The organism is Emticicia sp. W12TSBA100-4, assembly GCF_040253585.1.
Classification (GTDB): domain Bacteria; phylum Bacteroidota; class Bacteroidia; order Cytophagales; family Spirosomataceae; genus Emticicia.
On record NZ_JBELAU010000018.1, the window covers coordinates 40,233 to 59,467 of the forward strand.

Here is a 19,235-nt window from a genome sequence, read left to right on the forward strand (position 1 = left end):
TATATACCTTGACATTTTACTAATTTTACACTTGTTGTTTTTCAAAATTGTTGATTTCAACGTTTGATTGACTGCTCTAAAAATTTAGTACTAAAGAACCCAAAAAGTGGCTGGCAGTCACGAATATATATAAAAGTTTTTTACTTAAAATTTGAACCTTTGTGCCGGACTAAAGCAAATTTAGCCTGCCTGTAATCTTGTTGTGAATCCCTTAAAACCCTTTTTAAAGGCTGCCTATGTTTGTAATTAAGAGAGACGGACGCCGCGAGTCGGTAAAGTTCGACAAAATCACTGCTCGTATCGAGCGACTTTGCTATGGTTTAGAACCAGCATTTGTCCAACCCGTTGAAGTTGCCATGAAGGTTGTGGCTGGTATTTATGATGGCGTTTCAACGTCAGAATTAGATAGCCTCGCTGCCGAAACTGCCGCTTCGATGACAACCAAGCACCCCGACTACGCTATCTTGGCAGCTCGGATTGCAATTTCAAACTTACACAAAAACACCCTCAAGTCTTTTTCTGGTACGATGAAGATGTTATATCAATACATCGATCCAAAAACAGACCAAAATGCTTCTTTAATTGCAAAAGATACATGGAAGGTGATTCAGAAACACGCAGCTTTGCTTGATTCTGCTATCATCTATGACCGTGATTTTGGTTACGATTATTTCGGTTATAAAACGCTCGAAAAATCATACTTACTCAAACTCAACGGTAAAATCGTAGAGCGTCCACAACACATGTTGATGCGTGTTGCTGTTGGTATTCACGGTGAAGACATCGAACGTGTTATTGAAACTTACGAATTATTATCGGAGCGTTGGTTTACACACGCTACTCCAACATTGTTCAACGCAGGAACTCCAAAACCACAGCTTTCATCATGCTTCTTGCTTACGATGAAAGAAGATAGTATCACTGGAATTTACGAAACTTTGGCCCAGACCGCTCAAATTTCGCAATCGGCTGGTGGTATTGGTTTAGCAATCCACGAAATTCGTGCAACAGGCTCTTATATCAAAGGCACTAACGGAACTTCAAATGGTATCGTACCGATGCTTCGTGTTTTCAATGACACTGCTCGCTACGTTGACCAAGGTGGTGGCAAACGCAAAGGCTCATTTGCCATTTATATTGAGCCACACCACGCTGATATTTTCGAGTTTTTGGATTTGAAGAAAAACCATGGTAAAGAAGAGCTTCGTGCAAGAGATTTATTCTATGCACTCTGGATTTCGGATTTATTCATGAAGCGTGTAGAAGCCAATGATACTTGGTCATTGTTCTGCCCTCACGAAGCACCAGGTTTGTCTGATTGCTACGGTGAAGAGTTTGAGAATTTATACGAAAGATACGAAAGAGAAGGCAAAGCCCGCAAAACCATTAAAGCACAAGACCTTTGGTTTGCTATCATGGAGTCTCAAATTGAGACTGGTACGCCGTATATGTTGTATAAAGATGCTGCTAACAGAAAGTCTAATCAGAAAAACTTAGGTACGATTAAATCATCGAACCTTTGTACTGAAATCATGGAATATACTTCACCTGATGAAGTAGCGGTTTGTAATTTGGCCTCAATTGCTTTGCCAAAATACATCACGAAAGATGAAAAAACTGGTTTCTCGAAATTTGACCATCAGAAATTATACGAGGTAACGAAGGTAATTACTAAAAACCTCAACAAAGTAATTGATGTAAACTATTATCCTGTGCCTGAGGCTAAGCGTAGTAACTTGCGTCACCGTCCGATTGGTTTGGGTATTCAAGGTTTAGCCGATGCTTTCATTATTTTGAGAATGCCTTTCGAGTCTGATGAAGCTCGTAGATTGAATAGAGAAATCTTTGAAACAATTTACTACGCCGCAATGGAGGCTTCAATGGAGTTGGCTATTGTTGAAGGTGCATATCCGACTTGGGAAGGCTCTCCGATTTCGCAAGGTATTTTCCAATTCGATATGTGGGGCGTAACGCCAGATTCAGGTCGTTGGAATTGGTCAGAATTGCGTGAAAAAGTAATGAAAAATGGTGTAAGAAATTCACTTTTAGTTGCTCCAATGCCAACGGCGTCAACGAGCCAGATCTTGGGTAACAATGAGTGTTTCGAGCCTTATACATCAAATATTTATACTCGTCGTGTGCTTTCGGGTGAGTTTGTGGTTGTGAATAAGCATTTATTGAAAGATTTAGTAAAAATCGGTTTATGGAATGATACCATGAAAAATAAATTGATTGCTGCTAATGGTTCAGTACAAGCGATTCCAGAGATTCCGCAAAACTTGAAAGATTTGTATCGCACGGCTTGGGAAATTAAGCAAAAAACCATCGTTGATATGGCCGCTGACCGTGGAGCATATATCTGCCAAAGTCAGTCGTTAAATATCTTTATGGAAAATGCTAATTTCGGAAAATTAACTTCGATGCATTTCTATGCATGGAAAGCAGGTTTGAAAACAGGTATGTATTACTTACGTACAAAAGCCGCTTCTGATGCAGTGAAGTTTACGGTTGACCGACAAGCAATTGCCGAGGTGATGCCTGCAACTTCTGTAGTAGAAGAAAAACCATTAGATTACGCAAAATACGCAGAAGAGCAAACCGCAAAAGCAACTGCGGCCGCTACATTTGCCAGCGAAGAAGAGTATCAATATGCTGCGATGCAATGTTCACTCGACGACCCTGAGGGTTGCGAAATGTGTGGCTCATAAGGGATTCCGACTTGCAAACGCTCTTTTCTAATATAAAATTGTATGCAAAACCACCTCTCAAGGGTGGTTTTGTTAGTTTTAGACTGACAAGTTCATAAATCGACTTTGATTCGCTATCCGATTTAGAATTCAATTAATTTTTAGCCATAAGACAGAGTTATTGCTTGAGATTTCAACAATTTGGTAACTTTTTACGTGATTAAGATTCCAAGTAACGCCATCAATGACAATAAAATTATTATCAATTTTGAATGATGTACCTGGGGTATTTTGGAGAGCTAAAGTAAAAAAATCGCTGAAAGTCTCTGAGGCAATTACCCGAACTATCCTCTGATTATTGATAAACTGCTCAATTTGTTGCGAAACGTTCGGTTGAACCTCTTCTGTCTTACAAGCAGAAGTCAGTAAGAATGTAAGTAAAATTAGCTTTTTCATATTAGTGAAAGTAGGTGAAAATACTTTTTAGAAAAACGTATTTCAAAATGAATTTGTTTTTAAATTTTAAATCAGTTAAATCTCATCTATAAAACTAATTTCTGAGCTTATTCTTCTACGATTTGAGATACTATGGAAATCTTGGGGATGATATAGAAGTGCAAAACCACCTATCAAGGGTGGTTTTGTTAGTTTTGACTAATCGCTGAAATTATTTTCTGTAAAAATACATTTCGGTCAAATATTTGGTTGAAGTGCTTGACAGACTCATATTCTTGACTGCCGTCGGGATAAAAATCAAGAATAAAAAAATCGGTGTGTTGAGTTGAAAGTGTATCAAAATCCAGATGACAAGTATCAAGAACAACTTGCTGATAATGAGCATAAAGGGCATCTTCATGCAGGTGTTTTAGCATCTGGCTAAAGGCAATAATCCATTCAGTTTTGTACCACAGAAAATTGAAAATACTGCCTTTCTGAAAACTCTTGTTGGATAGATATACCACGTAAACGATTCGCTCTTCCAAAGTCAGTGTAGCAAAAAAATCATCTAATTGTCCGCCATTTTGTTTCCAACTTTCTTCTTTTGGACGAATGTTCTTTCGGAAAAGTTCTTTTAATTGTAATTCAGGCGTTGTGCCTTCAAAGACAAAAACTATTTTTTCAGAGATAACTTTTTCTTGAAATAAATTGAAAAATCCACGCTTTGGGTCATGCTCAAATTTTGCTACTTTTCGATTAGATTTCAATAAACGAAGAGCAAAAACTATCAATAACAATAATTTGAATATGACCCAGAAGTGTTTCAAGTTTGAGTGTTTTATGCGGCAAATTTACGATAAAATTCCTTTAATTACTTGTCCATGCACATCGGTTAACCGAAAACGACGACCTTGATATTTATAAGTCAATTGTTCGTGGTCGATGCCCATGAGGTGCAGTAAAGTTGCTTGAAAATCGTGTACATGAACAGGATTTTTGATGATATTATAACTAAAATCATCAGTTTCTCCGTAGCTAATACCTGATTTTACTCCTGCACCTGCCATCCACATCGTAAAGCACCTAGGGTGATGGTCACGGCCGTAATCATCTTTGGTGAGTTTTCCTTGAGAATAAACTGTGCGGCCAAATTCTCCGCCCCAAACCACCAAAGTATCTTCGAGCAAACCTCTTCTTTTCAAATCTATAATCAAAGCTGCGGTGGCTCTATCGGTTTGTTTGCATTGGTGAGCCATTCCTTTCGGTAATGAGCCGTGGTGGTCCCAGCCTTGATGATATAGCTGCACAAATCTGACGTCTTTTTCGAGTAATTTCCGAGCTAAAAGGCAATTGGCGGCATAAGTTCCTTTGTCTCCACTACCTTCGCCGTAAAGTTCGAAAATTTCATCGGGTTCTTTAGAAGTATCCATTACTTCGGGAACAGAGGTTTGCATGCGATACGCCATTTCGTATTGAGCGATTCGGGCATCTACTTCGGGGTCGCCCCAAGTTTCATTTTGTAGTTGGTTGAGTTTGGTCAAATATTCCAACATTTGTTGGCGGTCTTGGCCGTCATAACCTTCGGGATTATTAAGAAACAAAACAGGGTCTTTTCCCGAACGAAATTGTACGCCTTGATGCTCGGAAGGCAGAAAGCCATTTCCCCACAAACGAGCATAAAGAGGCTGGTCTTTCGAGGCATTTTTTGAAACCAAAACAATGAACGCAGGTAGATTTTGGTTTTCAGAACCCAGTCCGTAACTCATCCAAGAGCCAATTGAAGGTCGTCCAGGAAGTTGATGGCCAGTTTGAAAAAATGTAATGGCAGGGTCATGATTGATTTGCTCGGTAAACATAGATTTTACGATGCACAAATCATCAACCACTTGTGCCGTATAAGGCAGTAAATCGCTTACCCAAGTTTTAGTTTTTCCGTATTGATTAAACTTATAAGCCGACGGAACGAGTGGTAAAACCGCTTGATTGGCACTCATACCCGTGAGTCGTTGCCCTTTTCGCACCGAATCGGGCAAACCTTGCCCAAACATATTGCTGAGTTTGGGTTTATAGTCGAAAGTTTCAAATTGCGAAGGCCCACCACTCATAAACAAATAAACGACTCGCTTGGCTTTGGGGGCAATGCTCGGTAAGGCACCCATGATTTGTTGTTCGAGCGTGTTGCCTTTTGCGTTTGAACTAATCAAACTACCCAAAGCCATTGCACCTAAACCAGAGGCTGTGCGAAGCAAAAAATCACGTCGGTCGAGCTTTCGATTCAATGCCGAAAACTCAGGAGAATGTAGCTTGAATGTATCGTCGTGATGTGCCATTTTATCGTTTGGTGATGGTTGCGTCTGAGTTTAAAATCGTACTTGCTACAACTGCATTGGCGGCTACTGCGGCTGCTTCTAAAGTCGGGTCAATTTTATACAGCCCTGTTTTTAGCCAACCTTTCGTTTTATCAGGATTTTGTTTAAACTGTTCATATTCAGCTTTTTGTAGCGATAAAAGCAAGTCCAACTCTCTTTCAGATGGCATTTTACTGCTTAGTTTTCGGTAAATTTCAATGATTGCTTTTCGTGTATCAGTTTGTTTGGTCATACTTTCTCCCATTACTTTGGCGGCTTCGATAAAAGTTGGATCGTTGAGCGTAACGAGGGCTTGCAAAGGCGTATTGGTCTTTTGTCGGCGAACCACACAATAGCTGCGAGAAGGAGCATCGAATGTACCCAATGTTGGATTTGGTACTGAACGTTTGACAACTACATAAAGGCTTCGGCGATAAATAGCATCGCTCGAATCTTGGGTATAGTGTGTATTATTGATTTCCCAAAGTCCATCGGGTTGGTAAGGTTTTACGCTTTTACCACCAATTTTTTTATTGATTAAACCGCTGACTGCCAGTGCATTATCACGAAGCATTTCGGCCGAAAGTCGATTGCTTGGTCCGTGCGAAAGCAAACGATTTTCAGGGTCACGCTCACGCACTTCTTTGGTGGCTTTTGAATCTTGTCGGTAGGTGGCCGACATCACGATTAGTTTATTAAGTTTTTTTACATCCCAATCTTTTTGAAAACTAAGAGCCAGCCAATCGAGTAATTCGGCGTGGCTTGGCATTTCGCCTTGATTGCCAAAATCTTCGGTAGTTTTCACAATGCCCGTTCCGAAGAAATTTTGCCAAATTCGGTTCACCGCTACTCGTGCCGTGAGCGGATTATTTTCATCAGTGAGCCATTGTGCCAAACCAAGTCGATTTTTAGGCAAATTGGCAGGAAATGCAAGAATATCTTTGGGTGTATTGGGTTTGACTTCTTCGCCTAAAGCATCGTATTGCCCTCGGTGAAGCAAGTGCGTGATTTTAGGTTTAGGCATTTCTTGCATGACCATTATTTCAGCGATTTTTTCACTTGAATCAGATAAGGCCGTCCGGAGTTTTTGTAATTCTTTTTGTGCCGCTAAAATGCTGGGATTGACAGCTGAAAAGTAATAGTCTTTTAAAATCGTTTTCTCTTGAGCATTTAGTTCGCTTGCTGATTTGTTGGTAATATTGCTCCAATCGGCCTTTTTTGCTAAGATTTTTACTTCAAATGGTGTTAATGCTCGATTGTAAACTACGGCATCGTCAACTTTTCCACCCTTAAAACCTAAGCCACGCCACCAGCCACCAATCTGTAATGCTGGCTCTGATTTTGAATAAAAAATGATGTCTTTGTATAATTGGTCGATGACGGTTTCCATAGTCATCTCTTCACCATCGAGATATAATTTGAAACCATTTGCCTTGGCCGAACCATCATAAGTCATGCTCAAATGCAGCCATTTTTCACGAGGGGCATCTTTCAAACTCAATTTTGTAATGGCATTTGAAGGTGCGGTGTGAGCCATCGTGATTTCTAATTTATTTTTGCGTAGAAAAAGGTGATAACCCTTGAAGTTATACAAACGCTCGGCGTTGCTTTTATGAAAAATCACGCCATCTTTCATTTCTTTTGGAATATACGCCCACATTCCAACCGTAAATGCTTCTGATTTTCTGAAAACGCCTACATCTTTTAAATCGGCATAGACATCGCCGTCTAAAAGCAAAACTTGTCCTTTTGAGGTCTTCTCGAACGTAGGTTTGTCGAGTGTGCCAGCATCACGACGCATCACGCCCGATTGTTTAGGGTTGATACTGTTTCTTAGGGAATCTTCAAATGTATAAAATCCTTGTAGGTTAGCTTGTGGTAAAGTGTTGTTGGTCAGTGATTTATATTCATTGTTTTTAAGCCATTTTTCAAAATCTGCCGAAGCTGAATTTTGAGTTTCGATAACTTTTTGTTCCTGCTCGGAGATGGAGTTTTTAATAAAATTAACGACTTTTTCTTGTTCAGCAGTAGGTAGAAGTAGGGTAGGAGTGGGAAGGTCATCATTCCACGAAATTTGTCCTGCTTCTCTTACATTATTGAAAAAGCTGAATAACTCATAATAATTTTTCTGCGAAATTGGGTCATATTTATGGTCGTGGCATCTGGCACAACCAACCGACATCGCCAAGAAGGCATCACCAAACGTATTGGTTCTGTCCATGACATATTCGGTCTGAAATTCTTCTTCCACAATGCCACCTTCTAAATTTTGCGGATGATTTCGATTAAAAGCCGTAGCAATAATCATATCTTTTGTGGGCGAAGTGAGCAAATCTCCCGCCAATTGTTGGTGGATAAAACTGCTATAAGGCATATTATCGTTGAAAGCCCGAATCACCCAATCTCGGTAGGGCGACATATCTCGAAGGCGGTCAACGGTATAGCCATGCGAATCGGCAAAACGTGCTAAATCGAGCCAATCGGTGGCCATTTTTTCTCCGTAATGTGGTGAAGCAAGTAATCTATCTACTTGTTTTTCGTATGCATTGGGGCTATTATCGTTCAAAAAAGCATTAATTTCTTCGAGAGTTGGGGGTAGGCCAGTCAAATCAAAAGATAAACGACGCAATAAAATTTCTCTCGAAGCCTCTTTCGTTGCTGATAAACCTTCTTGCTCCAGACGGCTAAAAATGAAATTATCAATTTGGTTAATCGGCGAAAAAGTAAGCGTATTTTTAAGAGAAGGAATAGGCCTTTTGTGTGGTTTTACAAAAGCCCAATGAGGTTGATAAACCGCTCCATTTTCAATCCACTTGATGATAACAGCTTTTTCGTGAGCCGATAAACTCAGATGAGATTTTGGTGTAGGCATTACATAAATCGGGTCGGTAGAAAGGATTCGGTGAAAAACCTCACTTTTCTTTAAATTTCGTGGCGAAATAGCGACTTTTCCTGGGCTTTCGGGTAGTTGTGCATAAGCGGCTTCAGGCAAATCTAAGCGTAAACCTGCTTTTTGTTTGGCTTTATCTGGTCCGTGGCACGCAAAGCATTTATCGGATAAGATTGGTTTTACATGAAGGTTATAGTCTAAGGTTGCAGGTAAGTTTTTATAGGCAAGTGCTACCTCTTCGGGCAATTTTGCGGGGTCAGCAAGCTGATGCCCATTCGGTTTGAATGACCACAAATAAATACAAGCAATTAGTAATAGTAAGTATTTTTTCATGATTAATTCATTAGTTGAAATGGCAAATTTTGATTAATTAGTAAAAGTGTTAATAATCGAATGTTCATTACGTCGTACAGATACTCCGTTAGGAGTTAAATATTGGTAGAAATATCAGTTAAAAACAAATCTTTGCTCCATAGGAGCTAAACCAATTTACTCAGGGTCTTTGAAAATATATTTTTCATCAAATTCAATATCTAACAACTTTAAAAATCCCTTGTATTCTTCTAAAAATGTTCTCTTTGTATGATGTTCTTCTTGGTTTTCAATGTATTTTATGATAATTGGTAGTTGAGATTGTCCGTAAGAAAATGCGGCGTAACCTTCCTGCCAAGCAAATTTACCTTTGGTGAATTTATTTTCGTTTATCCAAAGCGAAGTCATTTGTTTTATATCTCGCATCAAATCGGCAAGTGCTTGTGTGCTGCGAAATCCGATTAATATATGAATATGGTCAGCCATACCATTGATAATCAGAACTTTGTGACCATTGTTTTGTATGATTCCAGTTGTGTATTTATAAAGTTTATCTTTCTATTCTCGTTGAATTTGGCTTTGTCTAAATTTTACCGCAAATATCAAATGCAAATGTATTTGTGTGAATGTATTAGCCATTTTTTTGGTGTATTTTTGCGTTGTTGTTGGTTGGTTTAGCTCCTGACGGAGCATAGAATCTGCTTTACCTCTATTTCTACCGATATGGAACTCCTAACGGAGTAGGTTGAATCATGATATATTTGTTCCTTAGTGGCTTCTCGTACTACTGATTGGTTTAGCTCCTGACGGAGCATTGTGCTACCGATATACAACTCCTAATGGAGTAGGTTGAATTTCAACCATTTTGTTCCCTAATTTTATTTTTAACAATTGTGTTCTGTGCCGTTGGTTTAGCTCCTGACGGAGCATTAAAAATATGATTGTTTATTTACTACCAATATACAACTCCTAACGGAGTATGCCGAGCTTCAGCAATTTTTGCTTGAATTAGCAGCGGGTTTAAAATGTGCCGTAGGCACTATATATCGGTAGAAAAGGCTATCCGAAATCAAAATGAGCGTGCCGTAGGTACGCAACAAAAAACAAACTTATTTTATCGTTTTATTCGTATCAAGCTTCGCAAATTGAAATTCTCCCGTTTCGATTTGTAATTTGGGTGATGCCTTTTTCAGTTGTTCTATTCCCGATTTACTCACTTTGGTTTGCCATAAATATACCACTTTTAGACTGGGATATTTTGCCAAAACTTGTAGTCCGCTATCGGTAATTTTTGTGCCATATAAATTGAGTTGTTCGAGGTTTGGCAATGTTTTTAAATGTTCTAAAGAAGCGTCTGTTATGGCAGTATTTTCAAGATTTAACTTGGTCAGGTTTTTAAAGTTAGTGATTTTTTTAATGGCATCATCATTGACTGGTTGATTACTTAATCTTATGGTAACGATTTGATTATGAATGCTTTCCAAATCATTTAATAATGTAGGTTGATAGGTCCTGATATTCACAAAATTGGCCGAAATATAATTCGAACCATTACCTAAATAGGTAATTCTGATGTTTTGTTGCTTTAGTTTTTCAAGTATAGCAGGGCTAATGGCTTCTACATTACTTACCATTTCTTTTGAATCTTCTTTTTCAATGACTGGAATATCAGCAATTGCTTCAGATGAAATCGGTGTGTTTTGAATGAAGGTTTGCTCTAAAGGTTTTTCGCTGGTAATAGTCTCAACTTCTTCTACAAAAGACGCTCCTTTTTTTATCCAAGAATAAATGGCCGAAATCTCGTTTCGGGTAAGTTGCGTTTTACCTTTTGGTGGCATGTGTTTATCATCATCTTCGGGTAAAATTAAGTGCGTAAATAAGGTGCTTTTGTTTGGATTCCCAACGCTCACAATCAGTCCAGTTTTACCTCCTTTTTTTATGAAATCTTCCGAATCTAAGCGTAAACCACCTTTCTTTTTACTGACAGAGTGGCAGTTGTAACACTTAGTTTTTAGAATCGGAATAATCTTATCTCGATACACAAACGATTTTTTTACGGTTGCATGATTGATGCTTTGTGAAGTGTCAATACTATCAAAAGAAGCTATTTTTGTGGTGTCTGTCGGTGCAGATGTTTTGTTATTTTTAGAAGTAAAAAGATAGCCTTCTCCATGTGTGAGATTTCCTCCGAAATGCCCCGCTATTGTCAAACAAATGATAGTTGAGGTTGCTAAAATCCAGCGATGATTTTTGAGAAAATAGGCTAAAATACCGAGAATGACGGTGCTTATGCCTGTCCATTGATGTTTAAAAATAGCTTCGGTTTCGTAGTCGCCCGATTGGGCTAAAAACCAACCAGCAATACAGGCCATTACAGAAGAAATCGTTCCGAGAAGTAGTGCTAAATCAATGGCAGCATTCAGTTCGATTTTCCGAAATTGCTGCAAAACCATCATTACATAAGCAAAAATCAGAATGCCGATGGGCAAATGCACAATGAGTGGATGTAAATGTCCGATTAATTCTGGTTGAAACATTTTTGTTTTTGAACAAAGATTTTCTCAAAATTAATCAAATTTACTTCTCAGAAAAGAAAGTAATGAGATTAGATTTTATGTAGATAAAATTGGATGGAAGGTATTTTAGAAGTCAGGTTTTTATGCCTGACTTCTAAACTTTTATAATTTTCCTTTCAAAAAATCGGCAGTATAGTTTCCTTCGAGTTTTACCATTTCTTCTGGCGTTCCTTCAAATGTCAAATGACCACCTTTTTCACCACCTTCGGGGCCTAAATCAATAATCCAGTCGGCCGATTTTATCACCTCCATATTATGCTCGATGATAATCACGGTATCGCCTTGGTCAACCAAAGCATTGATGGCTTTCAAGAGTTTCTTTATGTCGTGGAAGTGCAAACCAGTAGTTGGTTCATCAAAAACAAAAAGCGTTTTACCTTTATCCGCATTGCCTTTGCTCAAGAAAAACGCCAGTTTTACACGCTGTGCTTCTCCACCTGAAAGTGTACTTGACGACTGCCCCAAACCAATATAACCCAAACCAACATCTTGAAGCGGACGAAGTTTATCGGCCAATTTTGGTTCAGTGGTGCTGAAAAAATCAATGGCTTCGTCAACGGTCATTGCCAAAATATCGGCAATGTCTTTTTCATTATATTTTACTTCCAGAATCTCTTGTTTGAAGCGTTTTCCGCCACAACTTTCACATTTTAGGCGTACATCAGCCATGAATTGCATTTCGATTGTCTGCTCGCCTTCTCCTTGGCAGGCTTCGCAACGCCCACCATCAACGTTGAATGAGAAAAATGCTGGCTTGTAATCTCGTGCTTTTGAAAGTTGTTGTTCGGCCATCATTTGGCGAATGTAATCATAAGCCTTGATATAGGTAACGGGGTTCGAGCGAGATGATTTTCCAATCGGATTTTGGTCAATCATTTCAACCTGCGTGATGCGGTCGAGTGAACCAACCAAACCAGCGTATTTACCAGCTTCTTCACTATATTCTCCTTTCAAACGAGCGATTGCAGGGAATAGGATTTTACGAACCAAAGTCGATTTTCCCGAACCACTCACGCCAGTTACGACCGTCAACACGCCTAACGGAAACTTTACATCTACTTCTTTGAGGTTATTTTCTCTTGCACCTTTTAGTTCAATAAAATCAGTTGGTTTTCGGCGTTGGATAGGCACAGGAATTTGGTCGATTCCTGTAAGAAAATTGATGGTGTGGGAAGTGCTATTTTCGCTCGATTTTTTATTGATCTCTGTCCAACTTCCTTGAAAAATCAACTCGCCACCCAGCCTTCCAGCATTTGGGCCGATGTCAATGATTTGGTCGGCCGCACGCATGACTTCTTCTTCGTGTTCAACCACCACAACTGTATTGCCCATATCTCGCAAAGATTCCAGAACGCTTACTAAACGCTGTGTATCTCGTGGGTGTAAGCCAATACTTGGTTCGTCAAGAATATACATCGACCCAACCAACGAACTACCGAGCGAAGTAGCCAATTTGATACGCTGAAATTCACCGCCCGAAAGTGTTGAGGCCAAACGATTGAGAGTTAAGTATCCCAACCCAACTCGTTCCATAAATTCCAGTCGGCTGTTTATTTCTATTAAGATTCTTTTAGAAACCGCTTTCTGATAATCGGGTAGTTCTAAGTTTTTGAAGAAAGCAGCTAAATCAGAAATCGGCATCAAAACCAAATCAACGATTGATTTACCGCCAACTTTTACATAACTGGCATCTTTACGCAGGCGTGAACCTCGACAATCGGGACAGTCAGTGCGGCCACGATAGCGAGAAAGCATCACACGGTATTGTACTTTGTGAACTTGGCTTTCGATGTCGGCAAAGAAAGCGTCAAGCCCTTGAAAATATTCGTTACCCGTCCAAAGTAATTGTTGTTGTTCGGGAGTTAAGTCTTTGTACGAGCGGTGAATCGGGAAGTCGAAACGAATACCATTTCTGAGCAAAGGGGCAAGCCATTCGCTCATGCGTTCGCTTCGCCACGGAGCAATCGCTCCTTCAAAAACGGATAGGTTTTTATCGGGAATTACCAATTCTGGGTCAATTCCCAAAACTTTTCCGAAACCCTCGCAGCGTTTACAAGCTCCATAAGGATTATTGAACGTAAAGAGATTTACGCTCGGTTCTTCAAAAGCTATTCCATCAAGTTCAAATTTATCTGAGAATGTACTGCGAATAGTCTGGCGTTCGCCAGTTTCGACATTTGTCGTGATAACATCTACAATACACTCACCTTCTCCCTCAAAAAACGACGTTTGTACCGAGTCAGAAAAACGAAATTGCGTATCTTCATCGCCGTGTTTCACAACGTTTCTGTCAATCAGAATTTCTAAATCTTGTTCGGGCGAAAGCTTAGTTTTGGCTTCTTGCAGTTCTTCGATTTGCTTTATTTCTCCATCAACTACAATACGAGTGTAACCTTTTTGGAGCAAAAGTTCTAATTCTTTTTCTATTTTTCGACCTTCTTTTACTTTCAGAGGCGTTAGCACCATTACACGTGTGCCTTCTTCATGCGAAAGAATAAAATTCACAACATCGGTTACAGTGTCTTTTCGTACCTCTTGTCCCGAAACAGGCGAGTAGGTAGTACCCGCACGGGCAAAAAGAAGTTTTAAGTAATCGTAGATTTCGGTTGTTGTGCCGACCGTCGAGCGTGGATTTTTGGTTGCTACCTTTTGTTCGATGGCAATCGCTGGCGAGACGCCTTTGATATAATCGACTTCGGGTTTTTCCATTCGACCCAAAAACTGACGAGCATACGAACTCAAACTTTCAACGTACATACGCTGCCCCTCGGCAAAGAGTGTATCGAATGCCAAAGAAGATTTGCCACTTCCCGAAAGCCCCGTGACTACTACGAGCTTGTTGCGGGGAATTGCCACATCAATATTTTTGAGATTATTTACTTTTGCTCCCTTGATGATGATGTACTGCTTTGGGTCAAGAGATTCGACGTCGGTATGATGTGTATTTTGGGTATTATTCATTCAGTTTTTAAAGAATAGCTCGAACTAATTTAACCAATTTTGGGGTAATATAGTTTCGTTATTTTTGGATAATTAAGCGAGATGAATCTTCGATGCCATCACCTTTGATTCTGATGATGTAAGAACCTTTTTCTAAGCTCTTTAAGTCGGTTTCTATTCGCTCGGAGGTATCATTAGCTCTAAATTTTAAAACTTGTTTTCCTAAAATATTATAAATACTCACTTCTACATTCTTGATATTTTCTTTCGAATCAATATATATTATGTCATTGGCAGGGTTAGGATATACCGAAATAAGGCTCTTTGCTGCTTTAAAAATAAGTACATTTGATGCAATAGAAGAACAGTTAATGGTTTGATTATTAGGTGCTTGATAAGTTCTGATTGTTGAAACTTGATAATTTCCATCTTGAGAAACTTTCAGATTCTGAGTTGTCGTTCTTGAGAAAATTACCTGATCTTTTTTCCATTCAAACTGGTCGTTGGTAATCAAATCTGAACTCGAAGTGGTTAAGTTAAAAAGACCTGTTTGGATAATTGTTGGTTGTTGGGGAGATGGGTTTATGCTTAAAGTTGGCAGTACTGTTGAGGGAGAAACACAACCAAAATTATCATTTATCTTTACAGAAAGTTGGTAAGTACCTATTTCTGTTAATTTCAATAGTTTGGTAGTATCATTATTACTCCAAAGTACTTTATTATTATCGACCGAAAGTTTGATGGTATCGCCTCTGCATATATTATTTGCAGGTAAAATATTAACCTTGGGAGCAACGGGAGTCGGTTTTATCTCAACTAAAACTTTATCAGAAATTGTTGAGAAGCATCCTGCATCGCTCTTTGTTTTTGCTGATAATTCATAAACTCCAATACGGCTTAACTTTATATTTGGTGAAGTGCTATTATCGCTCCAAATGACATTTTGAGTTATATCTGTTGAAAGTGTAATACTTTCACCCTCACAAACGCTACTGGCTGGCGAGACCGTGATTTTAGGTTGTAAAGGAAGCGGATTTGCTTTCACAGATACTTTGTCTGAAACCTCCGAAACGCAACCAAATTCGTTTTTCGCTCTTACCGTAAACTCACCAGTATTACCAACAGAGATTTTCTGCGTGCTTTCTCCCGAACCCCAAATATATGATTTTGCTCCCGAAATATTGGCTGTTAGTTCAACTTTGTTGGAGCCATCAGTGCAAAATTCCAAACTTTTATCGGCCGTAATTACTGGTTTTTGTGAAGGATAAATCAAGTTGGTATTGATACTCGGAACGAGTAATTTATTGCCTCTAAGGTCTTTTACCGCTACCGAAAAAGTGCCTTTATCGACTGTGATTTGGTTAGTTTTAGCACTATTTGACCATTCATAACTTCTTAATCCTTCGGGAAGCTTGATAATGACTCTGTTATTGGCATCGCAGTTGATTTCGGGTTCGATGATTGATTTTGCCAAAATTGGTCGGGAATTTCTGAAAAAATTATCGTCCAGTGATTTATCCCAGTTTTCGGCTAAAAGCGAAATACCCATATTACCAGGAACATTCTGAAAATGTACATTATCAATGCGTGGAATTTGCAGATTATCAGTGAATGGCCCCGCAAAAACATTATTCCCCGCTGTATTGATTACTTGATTTTGTCCGCCAATGACTTCAGGGTTCGATGGAGCTAAGTAGGTAACCGAAGTTCGAGCTACCATCCAAGTAAGGTTTTCGTCGAAATCATTTCTTGAAATATCAATCACACGTTGAAGGTTAGTAGAATAAGCATCAGCCGAAAGCCTATTTGGCGAATTATCGGTTTCGCCTTGAATCCAAAGTAGCGACCGAACGCCCATTAAAGCACCATAATATTGTAGGGTATTTTTGAGGTTTATGTAAGGCAAGCCATTCGGTAACTGAAAACGTCCGCCAACGTCTAAAACGAAATTGAAAGTTGGTTTTCCTTCGGCACTTTCTCGCCAATTAATAACCGAAACCAACAAAAGTCCTTCATTGAAAAACGCCACTGGCACATTTAGTCTTCGCACGAGCCTATCGCCCAATTCTCCGTAGCACCACGGGCCATCGCCTTGAGGAGCAATGTTTACGTTTTCGCTTAGTTGTACAAAATTAAGATTTTCGGGAAGCGGGTCTAACACATTACTATTCTGAAAATTAATGGCATTTACTCTGTCATCGGTTGCTCCTTTTGCCCCATAATTAGGTATTCCTTGGGCATTTGACTGCCCCAAAGCGATAAAAACCTCACCAATTCCTACTTTTTCAATACTTATGGTCTTGACTGTGCTACTGTTTCTGATGGCTCTCACATCAAGTTTATACCAACCTCCTTGTCCTTGTATTTTTCCTGAAAAATAGCCAGCCTTCGGTTTATCCTGCACCAAAGTCCAATCTGTCTCTACGCCCTGCCCTGCAACGATTGGCGTAAGCTTCGCTTCGACTTTATCAATTTCTTCTGAGTAATTGCCAACAATATTTATAAAACCGATATTGTCGTTATTTCGCTGAAAAACAATACGATTGGTAGGGAAAGAAACACTTATTTGAGCCAAAACCTCAACACCGAATACTGTAAAAAACAGCATAAACAGTAGTTTTTTGTCGAATTTAATCAAAGATTTGTGGGGCATCGAAAGAAGAAAGGAAAATGTGAATGATGGCAATTTAAAGCAAAAATAACTACTTTCCATTAACTTTTATCAATCCAGTACTATTTTTAGCAAATCAAAAGATAAAAATACGCTCCGAAATACTGTATTTTTGCAAAATAAAACTTAAACCTCCCCAAAGAAAATTGGAAACATCTTTCGCAGTTATTTTTGATATGGACGGTGTCATCTGCGACACAAACCCTTATCACTCACTTGCTTGGAAAGCATATCTTGATAAACACGGAATCGCATCAAGTGAAGAAGAATTTATTGCTCACATGTATGGTAAAAGCAATAGTTATATTCTGAAGCATTTTTTCAAAAGAGAAATCGTTGGCGAAGAATTCGACCGTATGGAGTTTGAGAAAGAAGCTCTTTTTCGTGAAATCTACGAAGCTCATGTAAAGCCAATTGCTGGTTTAATCGAGTTTATCGAAGACCTAAAAGCCAATGGCGTTAAAACGGGCATCGCAACTTCAGCACCTTATCTGAATATGGAAATGATTCTGAGTAAATTGCCTTTACGAGATAAAATGCAGTCATTACTCGCCAGCGAAGACGTAAGTACACACAAACCCAATCCAGAAGTTTACCTAAAATCGGCCTCAAACTTAGATATTTCGCCCGAAAGATGCGTAGTTTTTGAAGATTCATTTTCAGGAGTAACCGCAGGAAAAGCCGCAGGGGCAAAAGTTGTGGGAGTACTTTCGACATATAAAAAGGAAGAATTGCCAGTTTGCGATGATTATATTGTCAATTACGAAGGACTTACCTATCAGAAAATCAAAGAAATCATAGGATAGATTTTATAGGTTGTTTATGTTTTCCGCAGGTTAAACAAAAATCTGTGGAAATCAGCGTTATGAAATATCCGTCTTATCGGCGTGCCATAGCTTAATACCCCAAAAGAACACCATAACATAATCGCTTCAACTGACAAGTTAGAAACTTGTGCTACAATATTGTTTATAATGCTTACTCACTTACGTACTTTTTTTACCCACCGACAGGGGTTGGCCATTGGAATGGTTTTTATTTCGGTAGGATTTTTATTTGGAAACTGGGCAACACTAATTCCTTACATCAAACAAAAATTTGACTTAAACGATGCCCAGTTGGGTTTATTATTGCTAAGTTTTCCTATCGGAGCAACGGCCATGAATCCGTTTTCGACATTTTTCATCAATCGCTTCGGAATGCTCAATACAACTATTATTGGGCTGATTTTACTGGCTACTACATTCGTTTGCCCAGTTGGTGCAAGTTGGTTGCCTCTTACTTCTTTTAGTCTAATAATTGTAGGAATGTGCCTTTCGGTTACGAATGTGGCCATGAACACCTGCGTAACGAGCCTTGAGCATCAGTACGGCATCAATATTATGTCAACTTGTCACGGAATGTTCAGTGCGGGGCTGATGTTTGGCTCAATCGCCGCCAGTATTTTGCGTGGAATGAAAATTGAGCCAACCTACCAAATGTGCGTAATTGCTATTATAATTACAACCTTAGTTTTATTACTTCGTCCAACGATTCTGAGTATTCACGAAGAAAAAATTACTGAAGAAGAAAGTGGTCAAGCAAAGTTTATTCTCCCGAAAGGAGCTTTATTATTAATGATTCTGATAAGCCTTTGCACCAACGTAACCGAAGGCACAATGGCTGACTGGACTGCTGTTTATATGCGAGACATCGTTCAGACCGATGATTATTTCATTGGTTGGGGTTTGGCTGGTTATTCAATGTTTATGTCGTTGGGGCGTTTCGTGGGCGATGCTCTCATTCCTCGTTTTGGAGGTAATGCTGTTCTTCGCACAGGCGGAATCATCGCCGCTTTGGGAATTACGTTGGCCATTATCTTTCCTTACACCATCACGGCCATTTTGGGTTTTACGCTCGTAGGTGCGGGTGTATCTTGCGGAGCTCCTATATTATATGGTAGTGCGGCTCGTGTGCCAGGTATGGCCAAAGGTGCAGGTTTGGCCACCATGAATACTTTCAGCATGGGCGGTTTTCTGGCGGGTCCAGTTTTGATTGGATTTATCTCAAAAAGCGTTAGTCTTTCTTTTGCATTTTCGATAGTGGCAATTTTAGCTCTTGTTTGGGCGTTTTTGGTAAATCGAGTAAAATTGTATTAAGCTTTTCAAAAACAGTTCAATCTTCCTAACAACCACATGCCAATTTTTTATTTACCATTAAATAAAAAAATATTGTTTATAAAGGCTATTATTCAACAGAATTATAGCCAAATGCCTGTGTATGGAATGATAATTGCTTAGTTTTACTACAGAAAGCATCGGAAAATTCTTAATAAAATCCTCAACAACCACTCATAAAGACGTTGTTGACCATTAAATAAAATTTAGTAAGAAA

General features: G+C 39.1%; 10 protein-coding genes and 1 pseudogene. 3 read left to right on the forward strand and 8 right to left on the reverse strand.

All coding sequences use genetic code 11. The features are described from left to right. The first annotated feature begins 236 nt into the window (after window positions 1–236). Window positions 237–2,708 (forward strand): ribonucleoside-diphosphate reductase subunit alpha, encoded by a 2,472-nt coding sequence (locus tag ABR854_RS22715; protein ID WP_350268147.1) that lies wholly within the window; start codon window positions 237–239, stop codon window positions 2,706–2,708. A gap of 129 nt (window positions 2,709–2,837) precedes the next feature. Here the strand turns inward: ABR854_RS22715 and ABR854_RS22720 are convergent, their stop codons facing one another. The 8 genes and pseudogenes from ABR854_RS22720 to ABR854_RS22755 all read right to left on the reverse strand — a co-directional run bounded on the left by ABR854_RS22720 (window position 2,838) and on the right by ABR854_RS22755 (window position 16,799). Beyond that, window positions 2,838–3,143 carry a hypothetical protein gene (locus ABR854_RS22720; protein ID WP_350268148.1) on the reverse strand — a complete coding sequence of 102 codons (306 nt, stop codon included), beginning with the start codon at window positions 3,141–3,143 and terminating at the stop codon, window positions 2,838–2,840. A gap of 188 nt (window positions 3,144–3,331) precedes the next feature. Further along, window positions 3,332–3,952: a hypothetical protein gene (locus ABR854_RS22725; protein ID WP_350268149.1), complete on the reverse strand. Its 621-nt coding sequence runs from the start codon at window positions 3,950–3,952 to the stop codon at window positions 3,332–3,334. A 24-nt stretch (window positions 3,953–3,976) separates the two neighbouring features. Next, complete coding sequence (locus ABR854_RS22730) at window positions 3,977–5,455, reverse strand: DUF1501 domain-containing protein (protein ID WP_350268150.1); 1,479 nt, start codon at window positions 5,453–5,455, stop codon at window positions 3,977–3,979. A 1-nt stretch (window position 5,456) separates the two neighbouring features. Further along, complete coding sequence (locus tag ABR854_RS22735; protein ID WP_350268151.1) at window positions 5,457–8,696, reverse strand: DUF1553 domain-containing protein; 3,240 nt, start codon at window positions 8,694–8,696, stop codon at window positions 5,457–5,459. A gap of 156 nt (window positions 8,697–8,852) precedes the next feature. Beyond that, window positions 8,853–9,314, reverse strand: a pseudogene (gene tnpA, locus ABR854_RS22740) (IS200/IS605 family transposase). 470 nt (window positions 9,315–9,784) lie between these two features. Then, window positions 9,785–11,212 carry a c-type cytochrome domain-containing protein gene (locus ABR854_RS22745; RefSeq protein WP_350268152.1) on the reverse strand — a complete coding sequence of 476 codons (1,428 nt, stop codon included), beginning with the start codon at window positions 11,210–11,212 and terminating at the stop codon, window positions 9,785–9,787. Between the two features lie 141 nt (window positions 11,213–11,353). Then, a complete protein-coding gene (uvrA, locus tag ABR854_RS22750) occupies window positions 11,354–14,212 on the reverse strand; it encodes an excinuclease ABC subunit UvrA (protein ID WP_350268153.1) in 2,859 nt (952 codons plus the stop codon). Window positions 14,213–14,270: 58 nt separating this feature from the next. Continuing rightward, window positions 14,271–16,799 carry a T9SS type A sorting domain-containing protein gene (locus tag ABR854_RS22755; RefSeq protein WP_350268154.1) on the reverse strand — a complete coding sequence of 843 codons (2,529 nt, stop codon included), beginning with the start codon at window positions 16,797–16,799 and terminating at the stop codon, window positions 14,271–14,273. A 209-nt stretch (window positions 16,800–17,008) separates the two neighbouring features. Here ABR854_RS22755 and ABR854_RS22760 point away from each other — a divergent pair, with 209 nt between their 5' ends. Next, window positions 17,009–17,668, forward strand: coding sequence for an HAD family hydrolase (locus ABR854_RS22760; RefSeq protein WP_350268155.1), 660 nt, complete (start codon window positions 17,009–17,011; stop codon window positions 17,666–17,668). Between the two features lie 168 nt (window positions 17,669–17,836). Further along, window positions 17,837–19,000: an MFS transporter gene (locus ABR854_RS22765; protein ID WP_350268156.1), complete on the forward strand. Its 1,164-nt coding sequence runs from the start codon at window positions 17,837–17,839 to the stop codon at window positions 18,998–19,000. Window positions 19,001–19,235: the final 235 nt, after the last annotated feature.